The organism is Enterococcus sp. S53 (assembly GCF_016516865.1).
Classification (GTDB): Bacteria; Bacillota; Bacilli; order Lactobacillales; family Enterococcaceae; genus Enterococcus_D; species Enterococcus_D innesii.
Genome location: NZ_JACVUH010000035.1, coordinates 1 through 4,408 on the forward strand (window position 1 = coordinate 1; position 4,408 = coordinate 4,408).

Below are 4,408 nucleotides of genomic sequence, written 5' to 3' on the forward strand. Positions count from 1 at the left end.
TTCTATGAGTATTTCGAGTTGTTGAGAGTAATCCTGTGTACGGACATTAATTGAACTTGATTCGGTTGAAGGAGTTAGGTTCCTTAGATTTCTAACTAGAGAAGAATCTTCCGGAATACCCACGCCGTCAGCATACTTCGGAATACCCAAGCGCCGCATGATCGATTTGGTGATACTAGCTCGAGCAACTTTCGTTCCTGCAGGAGCATTGGGAATATACACATTCCGACCTTGAGGTATAAATGGAGCCTGACCAGGGAACTGAACCAACTCTTTGTATAATGGTCCTGATTGATCATTTACGATCATATCTCCGCCTTTGTGGAAATTAGTCCCTTTCGCTGCGTACGTAGCGTATTGCCCAGTGCTTCTACCATTACTGACTACATTTATTCTTTCATTGATATTGACTCTACGAGTAGTTAATGTGACTTCGTAATTTCGTTGAGCAGCAAAATCTCGAACAGATTGTAACGCTTGTTTAGCTGGTAATGTCGCTTTGTCGAATGCATTCAAATACTTTTCTTTAGGATTGTTCTTAGCAAATTGATTTAATGATGTGCCTCCGCTTTTGGCAGCTTGCTGAGTAGAGGAAGAATCACCATTCAAAATTTTCTTTGCTGGATTATTTCTATCATAAGTATTTAAACTATTTTCTCCTTGAATAAGTTTTTGAATAATATCGCTATTATCTCCAAAGAGTTTTTTCAAAGCAGGCAAGACATTTTTATTGTAATCCTCAACAGAAATCGTTCCATCTTGGACTTTCGCCAGAATGTCCTCGTTATTACCTAGCATATGTTTGACGGGATCAGGCAACTCTTTCCAAGCGTTCAAGGATTCTTCAGAAGCAAAAACCTTTGTCATCAAATCTTCGTTATTAAGCAAAATATTCTTTTGAGAGTCAGGAAGTTCTTGCCAGACTTTCCAAGATGTTTCAGAATTAAGAATCTTAAGTAATAAGTCTCCATTTTCTCCGAAAAATTTCTTTTCAGAATCCGGTAGCTCCTTGAATCGACCGTACATCTCATCAGATGCATAAATTTTGGTCAACAAATCGTAGTTATCAGCATAAAGTTCTTTGGTAGTATCGGGAATTTCATCCCAGTTTTTCATTTTTTCCTCAGAGTCTTTAATCGTATTTAAGAAGTTGTAGTTCTTAGCATCTAAATCTTTGATTTCTGGCTGATAATCATCCCACAAACCAAGTTTCAGCATCGTTTCAGCCATTACCTCAGGGGTGTTTGAATAAAGAAAAGCTGTCTTTGCTTCTAATGACAACTCATCCCATTTACCGGATTCGTCGAGCGCTTTGTACATCGTGATAGAAAATTCATCTTGCAACACAGCCTCTTTGTCACTCCAAGCCATTCCATCCCAATACCCATTGGCAATAGCAGCTTCTCCAATAACTTTTTTAGCGTTGGAATCTAAGTTTGCATCATGAACTAAAACTTTCATATCATTCCATGTTTGGATATCTTTAGTAGCTTCTGTAACTATTTCAGTCGCATTAGTTTTAACGTTTCCATCTTTATCCAAGAGTTCTAAATCATTCCAAATTTTACCAGCTTTTGTAGTTTGATCTGCAGTCCATGCTAAGGATTTCGCGTTTTTCTTAGCGTTCTCCGATAATTTAGCAGATAGATTTGCTGAGTTTTCTAATATCTTTTGATTCTCAGCAATGAACGCTTCTGTAGTGCCAGCGGTTTGATCAATCATTTGACCGTTGGCCAACGATATCTTTTCTGCTAGTTCAGGATATTTTTGTACTAGCAATGCCATTTGGGCATCCAATGCATCCGTTGACGTTTCGCGGGCGTCTTCATAAAGACCGACCAGCATGTTGATTTCTTCTTTATTTAATTGACCAGTTTTCTCTAATTTACTCCTATAGTCATTAATATCTTCAGTGTAGCTGGCTTTGGTTTGTTGCCTTTGTTGTGCTAATGATTTTATCCATGCTTCAGCTTGTTCCGCAGTTGCTGTTTCAACATCACCTGTCAAGGCAGACATTACTTCTCTACGAGCATCCGCATCAGTGATCGCTATGTTAAGATACTCTTTTGCACTTTGGGTCATAAGGTCTTGAACCATTTTAGCGCCTTGGATTGTAATCTCGCCATCTTTATCAACGTACTGCTGTTTGATTCGTAGGATTTCCTCATTATTGTCTTTAACAAGTTCCATTACTTTCTGGGTTTCATCAGCTTTTTCATCAAGTATCTGACTAGCTTTTTCCTGAAGTTCAGTAGGTAATAAATCAACTGCTGTTTTGTAAGCTTCTAGTTTTTTCGTAAGGTCATTCTCGATAGTTGATCCTATTAATTGGAAGTTACTCACCATTGATGCGGTATCAGTATCAAAACCTTGCGCCATAAGATTAAATGTTCCTGATGCTTTGTTTGTGTGATCCTGTACAGCTGATAGCGTAGTATCTGTAGCTTGCGTCACATCTTCTCCCCAACGTTGGACACGTTGACTAGAGTTCCAAGCTTCTTCCCCGAATAATTTCCATGCACCATATCCAACTGCAAGAGCACCACCAACACCAACGATACCAAGAATAAGCGGACCTAATGGACCGAGCGCAGCTGACATGGCTCCTATGCCTCCAGATCCTGCAGCGCCACTAGCTGCCGCACCGAACTTCGTCATTGTACCTGATCCACCAGATAGAGTTTTTAGAAAGTCATTGGCAGAAATATCCCCATCGATAAATGATTTTTTCACCTCATCAATAGCTTTTTTCTTAGCCATGCTTGCACTCAAATCAATGAATGATTTCCCGAGACTTCCAATGCCACCACTCAACTTACCAGTTATTGATAGCAATGGACCTGCTGCAGCTGTTGCCGCCAGCAATTTAACAATCATCTGTTGGGTTTTAGGGTCAGCCTCGCTAAAGGCAGTTGCAAGATTTCCGAGCTGCTCTACCAGAGGCTTGCTAGATTCTAAACCAGCTCTTAGTGCGTCAACAAAAGGACCACCCAAATCAATAGCAGCGTTCACTGCCTCATTCCTAAGCATTTTTAGTTTGGATTCCGTTGTTTCGTAACGCTTGCCAGCTTCTTCAGCAAGAGCGGTGTTTTCTCCGAAAGCTTTGTTTCCCATTTCCACCGCACCAGCGAAAACGCCACTAGCATTAGCTGCACGAAGTAAACTATCTCTTAGTCTGACTTCGGTTATTCCCATCTCGTCCAAAACGCTAATTGCAGACGTTCCTTTTTCTTCTGCTTTCCCTAGGCCTTCAACAAATTTCATAATTGCTTCAGATGGATTAGATTTGAACATTTCAGCAAATTTGTCACCTGTCATTCCGGCAACATCAGCAAACTGTTCCAAACTAGTTTTCGAATTGTCAGCTTCTTTATACATCTTTTTAAGTTCTGCAGATGTAAATCCCATTTCTTTGGAAACATCTGTTAGTTCTTTCCCACCGTTTCGAACGGCAGAAACGAGTCGTTCCCACGATACACCTTGATCGTCGGCGTGTGCTTTTAGTTCATCAAAAGCGCCTGTTCCTTTCTCTACAGCTAGCTGCATATTGATCATTACTTTAGAAAATGCTGATCCGCCAGCTTCTGCTTCTACACCAACAGAACTTAAAGCGGCCGCAAAACCTAATATTTCCCCTTCGGACATCCCAATCTGCGCTCCGGCACCAGCAAGACGCAGGGACATTGCGGATATTTCGGATTCTGTTGTTGCAAAGTTATTACCTAAATCTACTAATGCTGATCCGAGGTTACTAAACTTGTCTTGTGACATTTGAGTAATATTAGCAAAACGAGCCAACTCAGTAGCAGCTGTTTCAGCGCTCATGTTTGTTGACTCGCCCAAATCAATCATTACTTTGGTAAATGCAGAAACATTTTCCGTTTGAATTCCTAATTGCCCTGCCGCTTCGGCAACAGCAGCTATTTCACTATGAGTTGACGGTAGTTCATTTGCAAGATTTCTTAAACTCGCTTCAAGGTCATCATATGAATAAACAACATTGCCATTGCTATCTACCACTTCGTCTGAGGTTTTCTTTACACCAGCAAATGCTGATTCCCAACTAATAGCAGCTGCAGTCACTGCAGTAACGCCAGCAACTATAGGAACGGTTAAGCTTTTGGTCAAGCTAGACCCTAATTCACCTAATCTTTTACCATTGGTTATTAGTACATCGCTTGCTTTATTGATGGAACCAGTTAAACCTTCGTTTCTGATTTGATAGTCAGCAATCGCTCCTGCGGTATTTTGCAACTGCAGTTTGTAGTTTGCCAATTTACCGTTAGCATCTTGTAACTGATTAGCTAGCCGCTTAGTGGAATCTGTTGCTTTTCCGTCAACAAATGAACCATCATACGCTTTCTTGAGGGCGGACACTTGGTTTTCTTGTGCTTTGATAATCTGTGTT

The 4,408-nt window shown here is 40.6% G+C and carries 1 protein-coding gene; it reads right to left on the reverse strand.

The annotated features are described in order from the left end of the window. Window positions 1–4,408, reverse strand: a 4,408-nt coding sequence (locus tag IAE45_RS18300; protein WP_200127796.1) for a phage tail tape measure protein, incomplete at both ends; no start/stop codon positions are given.